Below are 21921 nucleotides of genomic sequence, written 5' to 3'. Positions count from 1 at the left end.
TTGCGAGCGAAGCTGGTAGACTCCGCCGCCATTATGATTCGACTTCAGAACCTGACTTTACAGCGTGGCCCTCAACGTCTGCTAGAAGACGCTGAGCTGACCCTGCACTCCGGCCACAAAGCCGGCCTCATCGGTGCCAACGGCGCCGGCAAATCGAGCCTGTTCGCCTTGCTTCTGGGCGACCTGCACCCTGACTCGGGTGATTGCTTTCTGCCGGCGGACTGGCGCATCGCCCACATGCGCCAGGAGATCGACACCCTCGATCGGGTGGCGGTCGACTATGTGCTCGATGGCGACCTGCGCCTGCGTGAGGTGCAGCGCGACCTCGCGACAGCCGAAGCGGCCCATGACGGTACCGCTCAGGCCCGCCTGCACTCGGAACTCGACAGCGCCGACGGTTACACCGCCGATGCCCGGGCCCGCAAGTTGCTGGCCGGCCTTGGGTTCACCAATGAACAGATGGATCGCCAGGTAGGAGATTTCTCTGGTGGTTGGCGAATGCGTCTGAACCTGGCGCAGGCTTTGATGTGCCCCTCGGACCTTCTGCTACTCGACGAACCGACCAACCACTTGGACCTCGACGCCATTATCTGGCTCGAAGAATGGCTCAAAAGCTATCCCGGCACCTTAATGCTGATTTCCCATGACCGGGACTTCCTCGATGCCGTGGTCGATCATGTGGCCCACGTCGATCAGCGCAAGATCACCCTGTATCGCGGTGGTTATAGCGCCTTCGAACGCGCCCGTGCTGAACGTCTGGCCCAGCAACAGCAGGCCTACGAGAAGCAGCAGGCGCAACGTGCGCACATGGAAAGCTACATTGCCCGTTTCAAGGCCCAGGCCACCAAGGCCCGTCAGGCCCAGAGCCGGATCAAGGCGCTGGAGCGGATGGAAGAGCTATCCGCCGCGCACGTCGATTCGCCGTTCGATTTCGTTTTCCGCGAATCAGTAAAAATATCCAGCCCGCTGATTGACCTCTCCGACGCCCGACTGGGTTACGGCGAGCGAGCGGTGCTGGAGAAGGTCAAGCTGCAACTGACCCCCGGCGCGCGGATCGGTTTGCTTGGCCCTAACGGTGCCGGTAAATCGACCCTGATCAAAAACCTTGCCGGTGAACTTGAGCCGTTGTCCGGCCGCCTGACGCGTGGCGAGAACACCGTCGTTGGCTACTTCGCCCAGCATCAACTGGACTCACTCGACTCCAAGGCCAGTCCGTTGCTGCACATGCAGCGCCTGGCGCCGACCGAGCGCGAGCAGACGCTGCGCGACTTCCTCGGTGGTTTCGACTTCCGCGGTGCGCGGATCGATGAACCGGTACTGAACTTCTCCGGTGGCGAGAAGGCTCGTCTGGCGCTGGCGTTGATCGCCTGGGGCCGGCCGAATCTGCTGCTGCTCGACGAACCGACCAACCACCTGGACCTGGAAATGCGCCTGGCGCTGACCATGGCCCTTCAGGAATTCAGCGGCGCGGTACTGGTGGTCTCCCACGATCGTCATTTGCTCAAAAGCACCACTGACAATTTTTATCTGGTGGCGGACGGCAAGGTCGAGGAATTCGACGGCGACCTGGAAGACTACACCCGCTGGCTGGTGGACTACCGTCAGCGCAACGCCCCGGTCAGCAATACGCCGGCCAATCCAGACAAGACCGACAAGAAGGCCCAGCGCCAGGCCGCCGCTGCGTTGCGTCAGCAACTGGCACCGCACAAGCGCGAGGCTGACAAGCTCGAAGCCGAGCTGGGCAAACTGCACGAGAAACTGGCGAAGATCGATACCAGCCTCGGCGACAGCGATATTTACGAGCCGGCTCGCAAGAATGACTTGCGTGATCTACTGGCCGAACAGGCCAAGCTGAAGGTCCGTGAAGCCGAGCTGGAAGAAGCCTGGATGGAAGCGCTGGAATTGCTTGAAAGCATGCAGGCGGAGCTGGAGGCTCTGTCCTGATGGATGCCTTCAAGCTGCCATTCCCTGCTATGTGGATCGAGCCGATCTGGCTCTTCGTGCAGATTCTGCTGATTCTGTTAGCGGGATATGTTGCCCAGCGTTGCGTCGCCAAGTGCTTGACTCGACTGGGTGAGCGTTATCCGTTTCCGCCACAATTGCTGATGCCGCTGCGCGGTGGCCTGCGCTGGCTGATCATGGGCAGCGCGCTGATTTTCGTGCTGGAGCGCCTCGGGGTGTCGGCGACGGTACTCTGGACCGCGTTGTCCGGGTTTGTCGCGGTAGCGGCAGTGGCGTTCTTCGCCATGTGGAGCGTGCTCTCGAATCTGTTGTGCGCCATCCTGATTTTCACCGTCGGCCCGTTTCGCCTCGGCGACGTGGTCGAGTTGGTGGACACCACCGACAAGCCTGGCGTCAAAGGCCGGGTCGTTGCGATCAATCTGCTCTATACCACGCTGATCGAAGCCGAAGAGCTCGGCACCGGCAGTGCCATGGTGCAAGTGCCCAATAGCCTGTTCTTCCAGCGTGCGGTCCGACGCTGGCGCGGCAGCGATGTATTCCCTTCCAACGGTTTCGAAAAGTAGCCTGAACGCCGACCACGCGGGTCGGCAGCTGTTCTGTCCTGCAAAAAATCGGTAGTCATCGGCCCAAAGCCGCATTAGCTTAGACGTCTGTCACGAGTCTGAGTCGAGGTGTGCGATGGTGCTTCAAACATGGCTGGCGTTTTTTGCCGCCTGCTGGGTGATCAGTCTGTCGCCTGGTGCCGGCGCCATTGCGTCGATGTCCAGCGGTCTGCGATACGGATTCTGGCGCGGTTATTGGAACGCCTTGGGCCTGCAACTGGGCCTGGCGTTACAAATTGCGATTGTCGCCGCCGGTGTCGGTGCAATCCTCGCGGCGTCGGCCTCCGCTTTCTACGCGATCAAATGGTTTGGCGTGGCCTATCTGGTTTACCTGGCGGTCAAGCAATGGCGCGCGCTGCCCAATGAAATGAGCGACGACGCGGCAGTCCGGCAAATCGGCAAGCCGATGGCGCTGGTGTTCCGGGGGTTCCTGGTGAACGTCAGCAATCCCAAGGCGTTGGTGTTCATGCTCGCGGTGCTGCCGCAATTCATCGATCCGCATGCACCGCTGGTGGCGCAGTACCTGATCCTCGGTGTGACCATGATCTGCGTCGACCTGATCGTCATGGCCGGTTACACCGGGCTGGCTTCCAAGGTGTTACGCCTGTTACGCACGCCCAAGCAGCAGCGACGCATGAACCGCACGTTTGCCGGGTTGTTCATTGGTGCGGCGGCGTTCATGGCGACCCTTCGCAAAGCAGTGGTGTAAAACCGTCAGGCACAAAAAAGGCGACCCCAGGGTCGCCTTTTCAGTTTCCGGAATCAGCGCAGAATGACCGGCGCTGTGTCCGCTGGCAGGTTATTGCGCAGTGGGGCCTGCCCCGGCTGCTCGTAACCGCCGCCACCGAGCTGTTGGCTCAGTTGCCCCGCCACGTCTTCCCCTAAGGACTTGGACACCTCACGCACCACCCGCGGGCGGTTCAGCGAGACACGGATATCCCGACGGTTCATCAGTTTGGTGTCCTGACCCTCGCCCATTGCCGTGAAGGCCGAGGTGATTTCGAAGGTCTTGGTGTTGATCAGGCTGAAATCCGCAACCAGGGTCAACGCCAGCACCGCCGAATAGCTGTCGGTGTTGGCGAGCTCATTGATGTCCTTATTGAAGTCGATGTCCGACACGGTGCCGAACAACACGTAGTCGGCGCCTTTGAAGTTGCCGGCCTTGATTCGCTTGATCACGTCATAGACGTCACCCTTGGACGCCGATGTATAAGGTGTGCCCTGGACCAGTTGGAACATGCCGGTACGAAGAATCTCGCCCTTGATGTCGCCGGTGAATTTGCGCAATTCACCTTGTTCGATGTAGCTGCTGGTGGCTTCGATTTCGTTGTAACTCGAAGACCCGCTGGCGCCGTAGTAACTCTGGCGGTGGTTGCTCTGTGCTGAAACGATGTGGATGTACTGCTCCACTCGTTCCTGGTACGCCAGGTCCGTCACCGCGACTTTCGGGGCCGCTTGCACGCTGAACGCGCAAGCCAGGGCCATCATGCCAATCCATGCGCGCATTGATTAACGCTCCGTGGTCTTGCGGATCTCTTTCTCGTCCATCCACTCGGCCAGACCGCTTTCGACGTCAATCAATTGCAGGCTGAATTTGTAGAAGACGTCCTTGTAGTCGCTGCTGCGCTTGACGATCGAGCTGATCGAACCTTCGATACGGTATTTGGCGGCGATCATGTTGCCGGTCTTGGCTACCGTGTTCTTCTTGTACAGACCGCTCTGGTTTTGCAGCTTGAGCTGGTCGACCTGGCTTTGCATGGCGGTGTTGTCGCTGGCGAAACGGGCGGTGCCCGTCTTCATCAACTGAGTCTTGATGCTGGTGGTGATTTCACGAGTATCGATGTACTCGCTGGTCTTGTTCTTCACGTCGTAAACCTGAACCACCGGCCGGCCTTGCAGAATGCCGGACTGAGCCAGGGAGCGGGTCATGGATTCAGCGATCATCTGCAGGTCGGTGGAACCGAACTCGTTGGTCACGGTTTCCACCGCCTTGGTGTCACCGTAGCTGATGCTTTTGCTGCCCAGGGTTGGCGAAGTGTTGGCGCAACCGCTGGCCAGAAGGGCGATAACGGCAATGAACGAAAAGCGTGCAAACATGGGAATGCTCTCTAGAACTGAACGATTAGGGTGTCGGGCTTAAGGCGTTTTGATTTCGAGGCGGAAATCCACGGCTTTGGCGGTTGGCGCAATGGCCTGAATGAAGCGGGTCTGCTCGCCGTACATCATCTGGTTTTTCCAGGTTTCTTCTTCGGCGACAGGGAAGCCTTCAGGGCCGAGCCAGGCAAAACGGTAGTAGAAGGTCTTGTTGTTGAAGCTGGTGTTGCTCAGCTGCGCATTGACCGTCATGAAGCCGTTTTCCCGGGCGACGCGCATGGCGCCAACCACGATGTTCTTGAGCTTGCCCATGGCCACGACTTTGCTGGCGGCGCTGCCAGGTTCCGGTGGTGGCGGGGTGGCGCACCCCGCCAGAAAGGCCAGGGCGACAACAGCGATGAGTTTGAAGCGCATGTAAAGACTCCGTTCTTAAGGTTTGAGGTTAGCCACGGCGGTCGGGTTGGCGCTCGGGATCACGTGCGCGGCCAGGCCGCTGGCGAACACCTGATTGCCTACGGCGCGCAGGCTGATGACCTGGTAACGCTGATCGACAGTGACCTTGATCATTGAGCCGCCCACGGCGCTCGGCAGGGTGACATGGTGCTCACCTTTCTTGAGGCGTAGACGCACCACTTGGGTGTAGTCCGGCAGGGTGCGCCACGTACGGGTATCGGCACCTTCGAGCACGGCTGAAGAGATACCGACCGCCAGGCCCGCCAGCGGGTTGGTTTCATTGATCTGCTTCTGCACCACGCCTTTGGTCACGGCGCGCACGGTGGTGCGCAAGATGATGCCCGGCATGTCGTCACGCAAGGCGCGGCGGGACATGGCTGTGGTGCTGTTGAGTTGCGTCAAGCTCAGTTGCTGGCCGTCCACGCCAATCTGGGTGAGCGTGGCGGTGGAGGTGTCCGCCTTGATGATCGGGAACGACAGTGGGGTGATCACCAACTGGTTGCTGATCGGCAAGGGCAATGGGATGCGGATCGAATCGCGCGACGGCGCCAGACCACTTTGCACGACGATCAGAATATCGCTGTCCTCGTCCTTGCCACGTGGCTTGTCGAGGTTTATCAGCGCCTGTTCGAGCAGTGGAGTGTTCGGGCGCAGTTCGGCGGCTTTGCGATAGCCCGGCGCGGCCAGGTCTTTTTCACCCAGGGCCTCGTAGACGAAGCCGGCCAGGTAGTGGCTGAACGCACTCTGGTAGCTGTTTTTCAGGCTGACCACTTCCGGTGCGTCGAGGCTGGCGACCGGGTAACCCTGCAAATCCTTGTACTGGGTTTTGACGCCTTCTTTCTCGGCTTCCTCTTCGCTCTTGAGGTATTCCTTGTCGCGCAGGTCGGCGATGACTGCTTCGCGTTCGTGGGTCTTTTTGATCGACATGCGCGCGCCGTCGAAGTCGTTTACCGCCAGCAGGTTGAGGGCCATCTGCGTGGTCAGCATGACTTTTTCGTAGTCGTAGCCTTCGTAGCGACGGACCTTGTCGTTCACCACGAAACTGCCGAACTGGGCGAGGTATTTGCCGGTATCAAGCTTGACCGAATCTTCCCACTTGCCCACCACCTGATCGGCGCTGATCCAGGCGTTCTGGCTGCCGGACAGGTCACCTTTGGCGCGCAGCAATTCCCCTTTCTCGAAGTAATAGAGCAGGTCTTTGTCCGGGCTGGTGTTGTTCTTTTCCAGCAGGGTCAACGCGGCTTCGACATTGCCGGCGGCCAGTTGCTGGTTGGTTTGGGTCAGTTCGGAGTCGTAGTTTCGAAACGCCGAGCAGCCGGAGAGCAAGGTGACGGCGCTGAGCGCGATCGAGGTAAGGGCGCGGGATGCCATTGGAGTACTTCTTCCCTGAATGTAGCAGCCGCAAATGCTGGTCGGGCTGACGGGACCTACCGGCGGGAATGTTGGCTTCCTGCCAATTCCTCATAAAAAGAGGAGCTCTAATACTGCTTCGCAATAACGAAGGCGCGACATTATAAGCAAGGACGCTGGCTATGTAATGGCTTTTTAATTGCGCATTTTAACGGCGTGCCATCATGGCTCGGAAGTGCGAACCCAATGCGCCGATCACCAAGCCGTGCTGCTTATCTCATATCAACGCTTGAGTGAAAGTCATTGGAAGTGAACAATGTGTTACTTCGCATTTCCAATTGAGATTCATTCATGACTGCCCCGTCCCGTTTCCTGGCCTGGCTGATGTTGCCGTTGTTTGCCCTGTGCAGTTTCAACCTGCTGGCCGACACCGTGGAAGGCGCACCGCAAGCGCTGCATTTGCTCGATTACATCGGTGCGGATTACCCGGCAACGGTGCAAGCAGGCAAGGTCATCAATGAGGCCGAATACCGCGAGCAGCTGGAATTCATCAAGGTGTTGCAAGGCTTGATCGCCGCGATGCCAGCCAAACCGGAAAAAGCCGGGCTGGAGCAGGGCGTCAGCACGCTGCGCAACGCGATCACTGCGCGTCAGGACGGCGTGGAAGTCGGCCGTCAGGCACGGCAACTCGGCGCGAAGCTGGCGGTGGCCTATGAAGTCAGTCAGGCGCCGATCATTACGCCGGATCCGACCCGTGGTGCGCCGTTGTACGCTCAGCATTGTTCGGTGTGCCATGGCGACACGGGTGCCGGGGATGGCCCGGCGGGTATCGGTTTGACGCCGTCGCCGTCCAATCTGCGTGATGCGGCGCGGCTGGATCACCTGAGCCTCTACGCGATCTACAGCACCCTGGGCCTCGGTGTCGAAGGTACCGACATGCCGGCCTTCGCCGATCAGTTGGACGATCGTCAGCGTTGGGACCTGGCAACCTACATCGCCAGTTTCAGTGCCGATCCGGCTGCTGCAAAAGCCGAGAAAACCTACAACATCGCCGACCTGACCCGACAGACTCCCGCAGAAGTGCAGGTTGCCGAGGGGGCGCAAGCTGCGGCGACCTTCCGTGCGCAACGGGCGCAACCGCCGCAGGTCAAGCGTGGCCCGGCGCAGTTGCTCGACTACACGGCCGCAACACTGGACAAGAGCATCGCGGCCTATCGTGCGGGTGATCACGATCAGGCCTATGACCTATCGGTGGCGGCGTATCTGGAGGGCTTCGAACTGGTCGAAAGCTCTCTGGATAACGTCGACGCCAACGTGCGCAAAGACACTGAAAAGTCGCTGATGGCATACCGTCAGTCGTTGCAGGACGGTTTGCCGGCGGCCCAGGCCCAACAGCGACTGGACGTAGCCAAGGCTAAGTTGAAGGAATCCGCTGGCCTGTTGGGCAGCGATGGTTTGAGTGGGTCCCTGAGCTACATCTCCGGTTTATTGATTCTGTTGCGCGAAGGCCTGGAAGCGATCCTGGTGTTGGCGGCAATCCTCGCGTTCCTGCGCAATACCGGCCAGCAATCGGCGGTGCGCAGCGTCAACGTCGGCTGGGGTCTGGCGCTGCTGGCCGGTCTCGGGACTTGGGCGCTGGCGGCGTACGTGATCGATGTCAGCGGCTCGCAACGCGAATTGCTGGAAGGTGCGACGGCGTTGTTCGCCGCCGTCATGGTGCTTTGGCTCGGGGTGTGGATGCACGACCGACGTCACGCGGCAGCCTGGCAGGATTACATCAAGAGCAGTCTGGTGGGCGGCAGTGGGCGTTTCGGGTTTGCGACGCTGGCGTTCTTCTCGGTGTATCGCGAACTGTTTGAAGTGATTCTGTTTTACGAGACCCTGTGGCTGCAGGCAGGTCCAGCGGGCCATAACGCGGTGCTCGCTGGCGGTGCGACGGCGTTGGTGTTGTTGGTGGGTCTGGCGTGGGTGATTTTGCGTGGCTCGGCGAAACTGCCGCTATCGTTGTTCTTCAGTATCAACGCCGGTCTGTTGTGTGCGTTGTCGGTGGTGTTTGCCGGGCATGGCGTGAAGGCGCTGCAGGAAGCCGGGATTTTCGGCACCCGGCCAGTGCCGTTCTTTGACTTCGACTGGCTGGGGATCCACGCTGATGCGTATTCGCTGAGTGCGCAGACGGTGGCGATTATCGCGATCATCGTGCTGTATAGCCGTAGTCGGCTGGCTGAGAAGCGGCGGGTGCCGGTTTCCTGATCCGAGTGATCCTCAAGAGGTAAAAACATGCGTGTCTGGATCGATGCCGACGCCTGCCCCCGGGCGGCCAAGGATCTGGTGGTGAAGTTCGCCCTCAAGCGCCAGTTCGAAGTGGTGCTGGTGGCCGGACAGCCGCAGATCAAACCGGGTTTGGCCCTGGTGAAGCTGATCGTGGTGCCCAGCGGTCCGGATGCCGCAGACGACTATCTGGTGGAATACGCGGTCCCTGGCGAATTGGTGATCTGCAGCGATGTGCCGCTGGCCGACCGTCTGGTGAAAAAGGGCGTTGCGGCGCTGGATCCGCGGTGCAAAGAGTTCGATGTGCAGAACATGGGCGATCGATTGGCGGTTCGTAACTTGTTCACCGATTTGCGTGAACAGGGGCAGATGAGCGGCGGGCCAGCGCCATTTGGTGAGCGTGAGAAGCAGGCGTTTGCCAATGCGCTGGACCGGATCCTCACTCGGCTTTCCCGTTCACAATGAGCGTTCCCACGCAGAACGTGGGAACGCTTAGGGGTCAGGCGTCGTTTTCGTGGGTCAGCTCCAGAACGCGGTCGACCAGTTTGTTGATCCCGGACGCCGCTTCGCTGATCGATTGCGCCAGCATGTAAGCCGGGGTGCACACCAGTTTGCGGTCCTTGTCTTCGACGATGTCGCTCACCGCGCACTCTTTGTGGGTGGCGCCCATCTTGTTCATGGCGGCGGCAGTATCGGCGTCGTTGCCGATGGTGCAGGTCACGCCCGGTCCATAGATCTTCGCCGCGAGCGCCGGGGAGATGCAGATCAGCCCGACCGGTTTGCTGGCCTCGGCAAAGGCTTCAGCCAGCGCCAGGACTTGCGGTTGCACGGTGCATCCGGCGCCTTCGACAGCAAAATTCGACAGGTTTTTGGCCACCCCGAAACCGCCCGGAATGATCAGCGCATCAAAGTCTTCCACGTTCGCTTCGCGGATATCCTTGATGTTGCCTCGGGCGATCCGTGCTGACTCCACCAGTACGTTGCGCGACTCGGGCATTTCTTCGCCGGTCAGGTGATTGATCACATGTAGCTGTGCGATGTTCGGCGCGAAACACTGCACCTGAGCCCCTCGCTGGTCCAGACGCAGCAGGGTGATCACGCTTTCGTGGATCTCGGCGCCGTCGTACACGCCACAGCCGGATAGGATCACTGCAATTTTTTTGCTCATGGGCTTTTCTCCAGATTCATGGCGTTAAATGTCCACTAATTTGTCACTCGTTGCCATAGGGTTAATTTGCGGCTACACCTAGGATCTGTCCTCAAGATTCCGATCAGGGCGTGTCATGGACTTCATTCTGTATGCGGTGCCGTTTTTCTTTGTGCTGATTGCCGTCGAACTGCTGGCCGACCGTTGGCGCGGAGTGAGCAATTATCGTGTGGCGGACGCGATCAACAGCATGAGCACCGGTGTGCTGTCGACCACCACCGGCCTGTTGACCAAAGGCGTCGGGCTGGTGACGTATGCGTTTGCCCTCAAGCACCTGGCGCTGATCGAACTCTCGGCTGACAGCGTTTGGGTCTGGGTTTTCGCCTTTGTGCTCTACGACTTCTGCTACTACTGGCTGCATCGCATGGGCCATGAACGCAACATCCTCTGGGCGGCGCATTCGGTGCATCACCAGAGCGAGGATTACAACCTGTCCACGGCGCTGCGCCAGACCAGCACTGGCTTCCTGTTGAGCTGGATCTTCTACCTGCCGATGGCCGTGCTCGGCGTGCCGCTGCTGGTGTTCATCAGCGTCGCCTCGCTGAACTTGCTGTACCAATTCTGGGTGCATACCCAACACATTCCCAAGCTCGGCGGGTTCGAGTGGTTCTTTGTCACGCCGTCCAATCATCGGGCTCACCATGCACAGAACGCTCTCTACATGGATCGCAACTACGGTGGGGTGTTCATTATTTGGGACCGTCTATTTGGCTCGTTCCAGGAAGAGGACGACAACGAACCGGTGATTTTCGGCGTGACCACGCCGCTCGCGAGCTGGAATCCGTTGTGGGCGAACCTGCAGTTCTACGCGCAGCTGTGGGACGACGCGCGGCGTGCGCAAAGCAAATGGGACAAGCTGCGCATCTGGTTCATGCGCACCGGGTGGCGGCCGGTGGATGTGGCGGCCAGGTACCCGATGAATAAACCAGACCTGAGCCAGTTCCGTAAATTCGAGGTGTCGCTGGACGGGCGTCAGCAGCTTTACGTCGTCTTGCAGTTCTGCGTCTACATTGCGCTGGGCAGCTACTTGATGAACCTGGAGCAGCGTTTGCCAACCGCCGCGCTGGTGCTCGGCTGGAGTGCCGTGGCGCTGGGTTTGTTTACGTTGGGCGTGGCCCTGGAAAATCGTCCGTGGGCGCTGAAGCTGGAGCTGCTGCGCCTGGCGTCGAATGTGCCGCTGGTGTGGCTGGCGCCGATCGTTGGGCTGTGGCCGGTCAGCGCGGCCGGCTGGGTCGGCCTGCTGAGTTACAGCCTGCTCAGTGGTATTGGTCTCTACTGTTGCAGAAACCGCTTCACTCGACTGGCGTCTTAGTCTCGGCAGATTTGGCCAGTTCGGCCTGCTCGGCGGCGTATATTTTCTTCGCCAGACGGGCATTCTTGAAGCGTCGGCGCAACCACAGGCAAACGCCCAGTATCAGCAGGGCGCCAAGCACCCACAGCTCGTACTTCTTGACGCTGCCGAGCAGGCCTTCGAGCACCGCGCCGAAGTGATAAGCGGCAGCAGCCAGTGCCGCGGCCCAGATCGCTGCACCAATGCCGTTAAGTAGCAGATAACGTCCCGGCGGATAGCCCGACAGGCCGATCGCTACCGGCATCACGGTGCGCAGGCCATAGACAAAGCGGAAGCTCAGTACCCAGATGTCCGGGTGCCTGCGGATGTGTTCCAGCGCCCGGTCGCCCATCAATTGCCAGCGCGGTTTTCGCGCCAGCAACTTGCGGCCGTGTTTGCGCCCCAGGAAATACCACAGCTGATCACCGGCATAACTGCCAAGGAACGCCACGATCATGACCACTTTGAGGTCCATGTATCCGCGGAACGCGAGGAAGCCCGCGAGCACCAGAATGGTTTCGCCTTCGAAAAACGTGCCGAGAAAGAGGGCGAAGTAGCCGAAATCCTGAAGAAATTGTTGGAGCATTGTCTGGATGCTGGCGAAATGAACGCGCAGCCTAACCCTTCGGACACATTCATGAAAGTGTCCAAATGTGTCTCGACGTGAACATTTCCTACAAGGACAATGGAATGCGACTACCTGTCACAGGGGTGCACATAACTGTCATACGTTGGTCATAATGGCCGCTTATAACTGTCACGCTCGCCCGCCAGCGCGGGCTCAGGAGTCTGCCGTGAGCTTTACCCCCGCCAACCGTTTGTTTCCTGCAACCCGCCTGCGTCGCAACCGCCGTGATGATTTTTCGCGTCGACTGGTCCGTGAAAACGTTCTGACCGTCGATGACCTGATCCTGCCAGTGTTCGTGCTGGACGGTGAAAACCGTCGCGAAGCGGTGACGTCGATGCCGGGCGTCGAACGCCTGACCATCGATTTGTTGCTTGAAGAAGCGGCCAAGTGGGTCGAGCTGGGGATTCCGGCATTGGCGTTGTTCCCGGTGACGCCGCCGGAGCTCAAGTCTCTGGACGCCGCCGAAGCCTGGAACCCGAACGGGATCGCCCAGCGCGCCACCCGCGCGTTGCGTGCGCAATTCCCTGAACTGGGCGTGATCACTGACGTCGCCCTGGACCCGTTCACCACTCATGGCCAGGACGGTATCCTCGACGAAGAAGGCTACGTGCAGAACGACATCACCGTCGACGCACTGGTCAAGCAGGCGCTGTCCCATGCCGAAGCCGGCGCTCAGGTGGTGGCCCCGTCGGACATGATGGACGGCCGCATCCAGGCGATTCGAGAAGCGCTTGAACTGGCCGATCACGTCAACGTGCGGATCATGGCCTATTCGGCGAAGTACGCCAGCGCTTATTACGGTCCGTTCCGCGATGCGGTCGGTTCGGCGCTGAACCTGGGCAAGGCCAACAAGGCCTCCTATCAGATGGACCCGGCCAACAGCAACGAAGCCCTGCACGAAGTGGCCGCGGACTTGTCAGAAGGTGCGGACATGGTCATGGTCAAGCCAGGCATGCCGTATCTGGACATCCTCTACCGGGTCAAAGAAGAATTTAAAGTGCCGACCTTTGTTTATCAGGTCAGCGGTGAATACGCCATGCACATGGCGGCGATCCAGAATGGCTGGTTGAGCGAAGGGGTTATCCTCGAATCCCTGACCGCTTTTAAACGTGCAGGCGCTGATGGCATCCTGACTTACTTTGCCGTCCGTGCTGCTCAATTGTTACGAGAGCAAAAATAGCCCTCCCAGGAACATTCGATGAATACCGAAGGACTCACTGAAGTTGCCGTAAAAGATGCTCAACCTGTGGTGGAGCAAATCGCTGAAACCCCGCCGGAACTGGAGCCTGCTGCGCCCGCGGTGGTGGCCGAGGCCGCAGTAGCGGCGCCAGTGATTGCCATTCCCGGCCTGGATGACAGCAGCTTGTACATCCATCGCGAGCTCTCGCAACTGCAGTTCAACATCCGCGTGCTGGAGCAGGCGCTGGATGAGTCCTACCCGTTGCTGGAGCGGCTGAAGTTTCTGCTGATCTTCTCCAGCAACCTGGATGAGTTCTTTGAAATTCGTGTGGCCGGCCTGAAGAAACAGATCACCTTCGCCCGTGAACAGGCCGGCGCCGATGGCCTGCAACCGCACCAGGCTCTGGCCCGCATCAGCGAACTGGTGCACGGTCACGTCGACCGCCAGTACGCGATCCTCAACGACATTCTGTTGCCGGAACTGGAAAAGCATCAGGTCCGCTTCATCCGCCGGCGTCACTGGACTACCAAGATCAAAACCTGGGTGCGCCGCTACTTCCGCGACGAGATCGCACCGATCATTACCCCGATCGGCCTTGACCCGACGCACCCGTTCCCGTTGCTGGTCAACAAGAGCCTGAACTTCATCGTCGAGCTCGAAGGTATCGACGCCTTCGGCCGCGATTCCGGTTTGGCGATCATTCCGGCGCCACGTCTGCTGCCGCGCGTCATCAAGTTGCCGGAAGAAGTGGGCGGCTCTGGCGACAATTACGTGTTCCTGTCGTCGATGATCCATGCGCACGCCGATGACCTGTTCCAGGGCATGAAGGTCAAGGGCTGCTACCAGTTCCGACTGACCCGAAACGCCGACCTCGCCGTCGACACCGAAGATGTCGAAGACCTGGCCCGCGCCCTGCGCGGCGAGTTGTTCTCGCGTCGCTACGGTGACGCGGTGCGTCTGGAAGTCGCCGACACCTGCCCGAAACACTTGTCCGACTACTTGCTCAAGCAATTCAACCTGCATGAGACCGAGCTGTATCAGGTCAACGGTCCGGTCAACCTGACCCGCCTGTTCAGCATCACCGGTCTGGACAGTCAGCGAGCACTGCAATACACGCCGTTCACCCCGCAGATCCCGAAACTGCTGCAGAACAGCGAGAACATCTTCAGCGTGATCAGCAAGCAGGACATCCTGTTGCTGCACCCGTTCGAGTCCTTCACTCCGGTGGTCGACCTGCTGCGCCAGGCGGCCAAGGACCCGCATGTATTGGCGGTCCGTCAGACCCTGTACCGCTCCGGCGCCAACTCAGAAATCGTTGATGCGCTGGTCGATGCGGCGCGTAACGGCAAGGAAGTCACCGCGGTGATCGAGTTGCGTGCGCGGTTCGACGAAGAGTCCAACCTGCAACTGGCCAGCCGTTTGCAAGCGGCCGGTGCGGTGGTGATTTACGGCGTGGTCGGCTTCAAGACCCACGCCAAGATGATGCTGATCTTACGTCGCGAGGCCGGCGAGATTGTCCGTTACGCCCACTTGGGTACCGGCAACTACCACGCGGCCAACGCCCGTCTGTATACCGACTACAGCTTGCTGACTTCGGATGACGCCTTGTGTGAAGACGTTGGCAAGTTGTTCAGTCAACTGATCGGCATGGGTAAAACCCTGCGCATGAAAAAGTTGCTGCACGCGCCGTTCACGCTGAAGAAAGGCATGCTCGACATGATTGCCCGGGAGACCCAGTTCGCCCTCGATGGCAAACCGGCGCACATCATCGCCAAGTTCAACTCGCTGACCGATCCGAAGATCATCCGTGCGCTGTACAAGGCCAGTCAGTCCGGGGTGCGTATCGATCTGGTGGTGCGCGGCATGTGCTGCCTGCGTCCGGGCATCGCCGGGGTTTCGCACAACATCCATGTGCGCTCGATCATCGGGCGTTTCCTGGAGCACACCCGGGTCTTCTACTTCCTCAATGGCGGCGAAGAGCAGATGTTCCTGTCCAGCGCCGACTGGATGGAGCGCAACCTCGACAAGCGTGTCGAGACTTGCTTCCCGGTCGAGGGCAAGAAACTGATCATGCGGGTCAAGAAAGAGCTGGAGTTGTATCTCACCGATAACACCCACAGCTGGAGCTTGCAGGCGGACGGTCGTTACATCCGCAACACGCCGACCGGCAACCAGAACCCGCGCAGCGCGCAGGCGACGCTGCTGGAACGTTTGGGCAGTCCGATTCTGGCCGTGCGTTAACGCGCAAAACCTGTGGGCGTGAACAAGCTCGCTCCCACAGGGGCTGCATCGTCTGCCGAATCGCGGACACAAAAAAGGCCTTGCGAAGAAGGCCTTTTCCAATTTCAGCGGACGTTAAGCGTGAAACCGACGCGGGTCAGCCACTCGGCTTCGAGGCCGAAGTCGGCCTGGGTCAGCTGGTTTTCGTCCAGCCAGTTTTCCGGGAACAACACCTCCAGGCTGTCGCCATTGGCCTGTAGGACGACCTGGGGCATTTCCTGGGTACCGCGGATGTGATGGAACAGAATCGCAAAGCGCAGCAGCACGCACAGGCGAATCAGCTTGATGCCTTCATCGCCGAAGTCGGCAAACTTGTCCCGAGGAATATTGCGGCGGTGGCCACGTACCAATAGCGCGAGCATTTGCTGGTCTTCGCGAGAGAACCCGGCCAGGTCCGAGTGTTCGATCAGGTAGGCGCCGTGCTTGTGGTAGTGGTAGTGAGCGATGTCCAGGCCCACTTCATGGACCTTGGCCGCCCAGCCGAGCAATTCACGCCAGACCCCGTTATCCAGCTTCCAATCCTCAGCCACTTGATCGAAAGCATGCAACGCCTTGCGCTCAACCCGCACGGCTTGTTCCAGATCGACGTGATAACGCTCCATCAACGAGCTGAGGGTGCGCTCACGGACGTCTTCGTGATGATGGCGGCCCAGCAGATCATAGAGCACGCCTTCGCGCAGGGCGCCTTCACAGTGGTTCATGCGTTGTAGCTCGAGCGCGTCGAAGATCGCTTCGAGAATCGCCAGGCCCGCCGGGAAGATCGCCCGGCGGTCGGGCTTGATGCCTTCGAAATCGATCTTGTCGGCATCGCCCAGTTTGAACAACTTGCGTTTGAGCCAGGCCAGGCCTTCGGCGTTGACTTCGCCAGTGCCATGCCCGCCGGCCTTCAGCGCCAGGCCAATGGCGCGGATGGTGCCCGAGGAGCCGATGGCTTCATCCCAGGTCAGGCGGTGCAGGGCGTGTTCGATGCTCATGATCTCCAGCCGCGCTGCCGTGTACGCCTGGGCGTAGCGGGCCGGGGTGATCTTGCCGTCCTTGAAATAGCGCTGGGTGTAGCTGACGCAGCCCATTTGCAGGCTTTCGCGCAGCAACGGTTCGAAGCGCTGGCCGATAATGAATTCGGTACTGCCGCCGCCGATGTCGGCCACCAGGCGTTTGCCCGGGGTGTCAGCGAGGGTGTGGGAAACGCCGAGGTAAATCAGGCGTGCTTCCTCACGACCGGAGATGACTTCCACCGGGTGGCCAAGGATTTCTTCAGCGCGGCGGATAAATTCGCCACGGTTACGGGCTTCACGCAGGGCGTTGGTGCCGACGATCCGCACGGCGCCGGGTGGCATACCGTTGATCAGTTGGGCAAAACGCTTCAGGCAATCGAGCCCGCGTTGCATGGATTCTTCACTGAGCTGGCGCTGATCGTCGATGCCGGCGGCCAACTGAACCTTCTCCCCGAGACGCTCGAGAATACGGATTTCGCCGTTCTGGGCTTTGGCCACGACCATGTGAAAGCTGTTGGAGCCCAGGTCGATTGCGGCGATCAGGGACAGATTCTTGGCTTGGGATTGCGGCATGGTCATGGGGTCTCGGTCGATAACCTCGACATCGTGCCACGATCAAACGCTGCCGCCAACGCGCAGAGCTTAAAGCGTTGATCTAGAGCCGCCTGCCCCGCCTGATCGTTCCCACGCAGAGCGTGCGAACGATCAGATGGCGCCCATTGAGGGACAAGGGGTCGCCGAGCAGGAAGTAACCATGGGCCACGAGGCCGCAGACCATGAACGGTTCGAAGGTCGCGTTGGCGAGCATCCCGCCGGGCAACGGCGTGTTCGTGCGCGTCCGGCGCAGCGCAGAAGGCCATGTACGAACACGTGCGTAATGCGGCACAGCGCACAGGAATTGCCTTCGTCGCTCCCGCCACCTCGTGACTTGCGCTATACCCAAACTCATGCGGCACCATAGCGAGACTCAATCATCTGCACCTTCCTGAACGAGGGAAGGGCGGCTATGATGGGCCACGTTTTTTTGCTTACAACCTGGAGACTTCCATGAGCAGCGATCTTATTAAACACGTCACCGACGCTAGCTTCGACGTCGACGTCCTCAAGGCCGAAGGCGCTGTACTCGTCGACTACTGGGCTGAATGGTGCGGCCCTTGCAAAATGATCGCTCCTGTTCTGGACGAAATTGCTGAAACCTACAAAGGCAAGCTCACCGTTGCCAAACTGAACATCGACGAGAACCAGGAAACCCCGGCCAAGCACGGCGTGCGTGGTATCCCGACTCTGATGTTGTTCAAAAACGGCAACGTTGAAGCCACTAAGGTCGGTGCGCTGTCGAAGTCGCAACTGGCTGCGTTCCTCGACGCCAACATCTAAGCGTCGTTTAAAGTGTCCTCAAAAAGGCCCCGCACATCGCGGGGCCTTTTCGTTATTGAGGGCTAGACGCTCCGAAACGCAGGTGGTACATTCGGCCCCGCACTGGTTTCTCCACTGCCCCCTACTAGCCGTCGCCGACGCACTCCTTTTCGAATAAGTACGCGATCCTGTCGCCTTCTCTGCGGCGCGGCCTCATTAAGCCAAAAGCTTAATTTCCCCCCCCTCCATAAATGATTACGTCATTCCTATATGAATCTGACTGAACTCAAGCAAAAGCCGATTACCGAACTGCTCGAATTGGCCGAACAGATGGGCATAGAAAATATGGCCCGTTCGCGCAAGCAGGACGTGATTTTCTCCCTGCTCAAAAAGCACGCTAAAAGCGGCGAGGAAATCTCCGGTGATGGCGTGCTGGAGATTCTCCAGGACGGCTTCGGCTTCCTTCGCTCCGCTGACGCTTCCTATCTCGCCGGCCCAGACGATATCTACGTCTCGCCGAGCCAGATCCGTCGTTTCAACTTGCGCACCGGTGACACCATCGTTGGCAAGATCCGTCCTCCAAAGGAAGGCGAGCGTTATTTCGCGCTGCTCAAGGTCGATACGATCAACTACGATCGTCCCGAGAACGCGAAAAACAAGATTCTCTTCGAGAACCTGACTCCGCTGTTCCCGACCGTGCGCATGAAGATGGAAGCCGGTAACGGTTCCACTGAAGATTTGACCGGTCGTGTCATCGACCTGTGCGCCCCGATCGGCAAAGGCCAGCGCGGCCTGATCGTTGCACCGCCGAAAGCCGGTAAAACCATCATGCTGCAGAACATCGCAGCCAACATCGCGCGTAACAATCCTGAAGTTCATCTGATCGTATTGCTGATCGACGAACGCCCGGAAGAAGTAACCGAAATGCAGCGCACCGTGCGCGGCGAAGTGGTTGCCTCGACGTTCGACGAGCCGCCAACCCGCCACGTGCAGGTTGCTGAAATGGTGATCGAGAAGGCCAAGCGCCTGGTCGAACACAAAAAAGACGTCGTGATCCTGCTCGACTCCATCACCCGTCTGGCTCGCGCCTACAACACCGTGATCCCGAGCTCCGGCAAAGTGCTCACCGGTGGTGTCGATGCCCACGCCCTGGAGAAACCGAAACGTTTCTTCGGCGCCGCGCGGAACATCGAAGAAGGCGGCTCGCTGACCATCATCGCCACCGCGCTGGTTGAAACCGGCTCGAAGATGGACGAAGTGATCTACGAAGAATTCAAAGGCACAGGCAACATGGAGCTGCCGCTGGATCGTCGTATCGCCGAAAAACGCGTCTTCCCGGCCATCAACATCAACCGTTCCGGCACCCGCCGTGAAGAGTTGCTGACAGCCGACGACGAGTTGCAACGCATGTGGATCCTTCGCAAGCTGCTGCACCCGATGGACGAAATCGCTGCTATCGAGTTCCTGGTCGACAAGCTGAAAACGACCAAGACCAACGATGAGTTCTTCCTGTCGATGAAACGCAAGTAAGTCGATAGACCAGCAGAAGCCGGGGAAACCCGGCTTTTTGCTATCTGATTTTTGATGAACCGGCAGTTCGTGGTTCTGAATAGAGGGGTTCGGCGCTAAACTGCCACCCCCGAACGGCACGGCCAACACGAGGCTCACGCATGCAGTATCGCGACTTGCGCGACTTTATCAGCGGCCTGGAAAAGCGCGGCGAACTCAAGCGCATCCAGGTTCCGGTGTCCCCAGTGCTCGAAATGACCGAGATCTGCGACCGCACCTTGCGTGCCAAAGGTCCAGCCCTGCTTTTCGAAAAGCCCACGGGGTATGACATCCCGGTGCTCGGCAACCTGTTCGGCACCCCTGAGCGCGTGGCGCTGGGTATGGGCGCAGAAGCGGTCAGCGAATTGCGCGAGATCGGCAAGCTGCTGGCGTTCCTCAAGGAACCCGAGCCGCCGAAAGGCCTGAAGGATGCCTGGTCGAAGCTGCCGATCTTCCGCAAGATCATCGCCATGGCTCCGAAAGTCGTCAAAGACGCGGTGTGCCAGGAAGTGGTCATCGAAGGCGACGACGTCGACCTGGCGATGCTGCCGGTGCAGACCTGTTGGCCGGGCGACGTCGGTCCGCTGATCACCTGGGGGCTGACCGTCACCAAAGGTCCGAACAAGGACCGCCAGAACCTCGGCATCTACCGCCAGCAAGTGATTGGCCGCAACAAGGTCATCATGCGCTGGCTGAGCCACCGTGGCGGCGCGCTGGATTACCGCGAGTGGTGCGAGAAGCATCCTGGCCAGCCGTTCCCGGTGTCCGTGGCGCTGGGCGCTGACCCGGCGACCATTCTCGGCGCGGTGACGCCGGTGCCGGACAGCCTCTCCGAATACGCCTTCGCCGGTCTGCTGCGCGGTAACCGCACCGAACTGGTGAAGTGTCGTGGCAACGACTTGCAAGTGCCGGCGACCGCCGAGATCATCCTTGAAGGCGTGATCCATCCAGGCGAAATGGCTGATGAAGGCCCGTACGGCGACCACACCGGTTACTACAACGAAGTCGACAGCTTCCCGGTGTTCACCGTCGAGCGCATCACCCACCGGATCAAACCGATCTACCACAGCACCTACACCGGCCGTCCGCCGGATGAACCGGCGATTCTCGGCGTGGCGCTGAACGAAGTGTTCGTGCCGATCCTGCAGAAGCAGTTCCCCGAGATCACCGACTTCTACCTGCCGCCCGAAGGCTGCTCGTACCGCATGGCCATCGTGACCATGAAGAAGTCGTATCCCGGCCATGCCAAGCGGGTAATGCTCGGTGTCTGGTCGTTTTTGCGACAGTTCATGTACACCAAGTTCGTTATCGTCACTGACGACGACATCAACGCACGCGACTGGAACGACGTGATCTGGGCCATCACCACGCGCATGGACCCCAAGCGCGACACGGTGATGATCGACAACACGCCGATCGATTACCTGGACTTCGCCTCGCCGGTTTCCGGCCTGGGTTCGAAGATGGGGCTCGATGCCACGCATAAATGGCCAGGCGAAACCACTCGCGAGTGGGGCCGGGTGATCGTCAAGGACGAAGCCGTTACCCAGCGGATCGATGCCATCTGGAATCAGTTAGGAATAGATTGATGCGTGTAACCTTGCAGCCTTCCGGAGCAGTGCTACAGATTCTGCCCGGCGAGCGGATTCTCGATGGCGCGCGGCGTCTGGGCTATGAATGCCCGCAAAGCTGTCGAAACGGCAATTGCCACGTGTGTGGCGCGTTGCTGGTAGAAGGGCGGGTCGAACAGGACGGCAATGTGCGCGACCATGGCGAGTTCTACACTTGCATAGCAGAGCCGCTGGAAGACTGCATCGTGCTGTGGGATGGCGTGCTCGCGCGGGGAGAATTGCCGGTGCGCAGCTTGTCGTGTCAGGTCATTGAATGCAGGGATGTCGGCGGCGATACCTGGCGTGTGCGTTTGCGAGCGCCGGCCGGCAAGCCGCCGCGCTATCACGCGGGTCAGTACTTGATGATCGAGCGCGAGAGCGGTGAAAAATCCGCATTCTCCCTGGCCTCGGCACCGCATGGCGGGCGTGATCTGGAAATCCATGTGCTGGCGCGCGAAAGCAGTGCGCTGAGCCTGATCGACCAGTTGCAACGCAACCCGATGGTGCGGATCGAAATGCCGTTCGGCGACACCCATCTGGCGGAACTGCCGGATGGTCCGCTGGTACTGATTGCTGCGGGCACCGGCATGGGCCAGATCCATAGCCTGATCGAACATTGCCGTGCTACGGGCTTCAAACATCCGGTGCATCTGTACTGGGGCGTGCGTCGTCCTGAAGATTTTTATGCCATCGAACATTGGGATGAATGGCTGAAACTGGCCAATCTATTCCTGCATAAAGTCGTCAGCGATCAATGCGGCTGGCAGGGGCGTTGCGGGATGCTGCATGAGGCGGTGTGTGAAGACTTTCCGGATCTGAAATCCTTGCACGTCTACGCCAGCGGCTCTCCGGCCATGGTCTACGGCACGCTGGATGCTTTGGTCGACGCCGGGATGGACGCTCATCAAATGCGTGCGGATGTATTTGCATATGCTCCGCGATCTTGATCCTTTATCGTTATAACCCCCTATATAGCCGATCGGTATTTATAGAATTATATAAATGCCGGTAGGTTATATGTCATCCAGGCAAATATTTAAGAACCGTGCCGTGGCACT

At 59.6% G+C, this 21921-nt stretch carries 19 protein-coding genes and 1 pseudogene; 13 read left to right on the top strand and 7 right to left on the bottom strand.

Annotated elements, in window-relative coordinates; genetic code table 11:
* The first annotated feature begins 33 nt into the window (after nt 1–33).
* From ACXPVS_RS04330 to ACXPVS_RS04320, 3 genes are all read left to right on the top strand, one after another.
* Nucleotides 34–1944, top strand: coding sequence for an ATP-binding cassette domain-containing protein (locus ACXPVS_RS04330; RefSeq protein WP_458508825.1), 1911 nt, complete (start codon nt 34–36; stop codon nt 1942–1944).
* Nucleotides 1944–2525, top strand: coding sequence for a mechanosensitive ion channel domain-containing protein (locus ACXPVS_RS04325; protein ID WP_458508824.1), 582 nt, complete (start codon nt 1944–1946; stop codon nt 2523–2525). The genes ACXPVS_RS04330 and ACXPVS_RS04325 overlap by 1 nt, the downstream gene beginning before the upstream one ends.
* Nucleotides 2526–2640: 115 nt before the next feature.
* Nucleotides 2641–3273, top strand: a complete 633-nt coding sequence (locus tag ACXPVS_RS04320) for a LysE family transporter (protein ID WP_458508823.1) — start codon at nt 2641–2643, stop codon at nt 3271–3273.
* 53 nt (nt 3274–3326) lie between these two features.
* On the opposite strand, the gene ACXPVS_RS04315 is transcribed toward ACXPVS_RS04320, so the two are convergent.
* From ACXPVS_RS04315 to ACXPVS_RS04300, 4 genes are read right to left on the bottom strand one after another with little or no spacing between them, the layout of a single operon-like run.
* Nucleotides 3327–4070 carry a penicillin-binding protein activator LpoB gene (locus ACXPVS_RS04315; protein ID WP_458508822.1) on the bottom strand — a complete coding sequence of 248 codons (744 nt, stop codon included), beginning with the start codon at nt 4068–4070 and terminating at the stop codon, nt 3327–3329.
* A gap of 3 nt (nt 4071–4073) precedes the next feature.
* Nucleotides 4074–4661 carry a penicillin-binding protein activator LpoB gene (gene lpoB / locus ACXPVS_RS04310; protein WP_282376149.1) on the bottom strand — a complete coding sequence of 196 codons (588 nt, stop codon included), beginning with the start codon at nt 4659–4661 and terminating at the stop codon, nt 4074–4076.
* Between the two features lie 39 nt (nt 4662–4700).
* Complete coding sequence (locus ACXPVS_RS04305; protein ID WP_458508821.1) at nt 4701–5072, bottom strand: DUF1425 domain-containing protein; 372 nt, start codon at nt 5070–5072, stop codon at nt 4701–4703.
* 15 nt (nt 5073–5087) lie between these two features.
* Nucleotides 5088–6482, bottom strand: coding sequence for a COG3014 family protein (locus ACXPVS_RS04300; protein WP_458508820.1), 1395 nt, complete (start codon nt 6480–6482; stop codon nt 5088–5090).
* A gap of 330 nt (nt 6483–6812) precedes the next feature.
* Here ACXPVS_RS04300 and ACXPVS_RS04295 point away from each other — a divergent pair, with 330 nt between their 5' ends.
* Together ACXPVS_RS04295 and ACXPVS_RS04290 are read left to right on the top strand one after the other, a co-directional pair.
* Nucleotides 6813–8711: an FTR1 family protein gene (locus tag ACXPVS_RS04295; RefSeq protein WP_458508819.1), complete on the top strand. Its 1899-nt coding sequence runs from the start codon at nt 6813–6815 to the stop codon at nt 8709–8711.
* 27 nt (nt 8712–8738) lie between these two features.
* Entirely contained in the window at nt 8739–9194 is a 456-nt protein-coding gene (locus ACXPVS_RS04290) for a YaiI/YqxD family protein (RefSeq protein WP_458508818.1), read from the top strand.
* A gap of 34 nt (nt 9195–9228) precedes the next feature.
* On the opposite strand, the gene elbB is transcribed toward ACXPVS_RS04290, so the two are convergent.
* A complete protein-coding gene (gene elbB / locus ACXPVS_RS04285; RefSeq protein WP_458508817.1) occupies nt 9229–9897 on the bottom strand; it encodes an isoprenoid biosynthesis glyoxalase ElbB in 669 nt (222 codons plus the stop codon).
* A 115-nt stretch (nt 9898–10012) separates the two neighbouring features.
* Here elbB and ACXPVS_RS04280 point away from each other — a divergent pair, with 115 nt between their 5' ends.
* Nucleotides 10013–11248, top strand: coding sequence for a sterol desaturase family protein (locus ACXPVS_RS04280; protein ID WP_458508816.1), 1236 nt, complete (start codon nt 10013–10015; stop codon nt 11246–11248).
* On the opposite strand, the gene ACXPVS_RS04275 is transcribed toward ACXPVS_RS04280, so the two are convergent.
* The gene (locus ACXPVS_RS04275; protein WP_458508815.1) at nt 11229–11852 is read right to left on the bottom strand and encodes a DedA family protein; all 624 of its coding nucleotides are present in this window, start codon (nt 11850–11852) and stop codon (nt 11229–11231) included. The genes ACXPVS_RS04280 and ACXPVS_RS04275 overlap by 20 nt on opposite strands.
* Before the next feature lie 208 nt (nt 11853–12060).
* Between ACXPVS_RS04275 and hemB the strand changes: the two genes are divergently transcribed.
* Nucleotides 12061–13074, top strand: coding sequence for a porphobilinogen synthase (gene hemB, locus ACXPVS_RS04270; protein WP_458508814.1), 1014 nt, complete (start codon nt 12061–12063; stop codon nt 13072–13074).
* Nucleotides 13075–13092: 18 nt separating this feature from the next.
* Entirely contained in the window at nt 13093–15315 is a 2223-nt protein-coding gene (gene ppk1 / locus ACXPVS_RS04265) for a polyphosphate kinase 1 (RefSeq protein ID WP_458508813.1), read from the top strand.
* 104 nt (nt 15316–15419) lie between these two features.
* On the opposite strand, the gene ppx is transcribed toward ppk1, so the two are convergent.
* Nucleotides 15420–16922 (bottom strand): exopolyphosphatase, encoded by a 1503-nt coding sequence (gene ppx, locus ACXPVS_RS04260; protein ID WP_458508943.1) that lies wholly within the window; start codon nt 16920–16922, stop codon nt 15420–15422.
* Nucleotides 16923–17183: 261 nt separating this feature from the next.
* Here ppx and ACXPVS_RS04255 point away from each other — a divergent pair.
* The 5 genes and pseudogenes from ACXPVS_RS04255 to ACXPVS_RS04235 all read left to right on the top strand — a co-directional run.
* Nucleotides 17184–17276 (top strand): annotated as a pseudogene (locus ACXPVS_RS04255) (GntR family transcriptional regulator); the annotation flags it as partial.
* Between the two features lie 120 nt (nt 17277–17396).
* Complete coding sequence (gene trxA / locus ACXPVS_RS04250) at nt 17397–17726, top strand: thioredoxin TrxA (protein WP_008150340.1); 330 nt, start codon at nt 17397–17399, stop codon at nt 17724–17726.
* Nucleotides 17727–17975: 249 nt separating this feature from the next.
* Nucleotides 17976–19235: a transcription termination factor Rho gene (rho, locus tag ACXPVS_RS04245; RefSeq protein ID WP_007942421.1), complete on the top strand. Its 1260-nt coding sequence runs from the start codon at nt 17976–17978 to the stop codon at nt 19233–19235.
* A gap of 140 nt (nt 19236–19375) precedes the next feature.
* Nucleotides 19376–20842 (top strand): 4-hydroxy-3-polyprenylbenzoate decarboxylase, encoded by a 1467-nt coding sequence (gene ubiD, locus ACXPVS_RS04240; RefSeq protein WP_458508812.1) that lies wholly within the window; start codon nt 19376–19378, stop codon nt 20840–20842.
* Nucleotides 20842–21810 (top strand): CDP-6-deoxy-delta-3,4-glucoseen reductase, encoded by a 969-nt coding sequence (locus ACXPVS_RS04235; RefSeq protein ID WP_458508811.1) that lies wholly within the window; start codon nt 20842–20844, stop codon nt 21808–21810. The genes ubiD and ACXPVS_RS04235 overlap by 1 nt, the downstream gene beginning before the upstream one ends.
* Nucleotides 21811–21921 lie beyond the last annotated feature (111 nt).

The organism is Pseudomonas sp. Ma2-10 (genome assembly GCF_054330215.1).
The sequence above is the reverse complement of the archived record's forward strand: the minus strand, read 5'-3'. Positions and strand labels throughout refer to the sequence as shown.